1 protein-coding gene is annotated in these 257 nt (G+C 77.0%); it reads right to left on the minus strand.

Annotation, left to right across the window (positions count from 1 at the left end):
* A partial coding sequence (locus tag AC1ECF_RS17710; RefSeq protein ID WP_480390754.1) for a hypothetical protein occupies positions 1-249 on the minus strand: 249 nt, incomplete at its 3' end.
* Positions 250-257: the final 8 nt, after the last annotated feature.

The raw sequence follows: 257 nt of genomic DNA on the forward strand, positions 1-257 counted from the left end.
CTTGCGGCGCTCCCGCTTCGTGGGGCGGCCCGCACCGCGGTCCCGGACGCCCGCGACCGGGACCTCGGTCCGGGGGGGAGGTGCAGGCGTGTGATCGACGAGACACTCGGCCGCGACCGACGCGCCGACCCGCTTCACGACGACGCGGGAGACCACGACGATCCGCTCCGGACCCTCACCGCGCACCCGGACCTCGTCGCCGGGTCGGACGGGCGTCGCCGGCTTGGCGCGGTCACCGTTGACGCGCACGTGGCCCG

The sequence above is a fragment of the Psychrobacillus sp. Z3-81 genome (genome assembly GCF_056620325.1).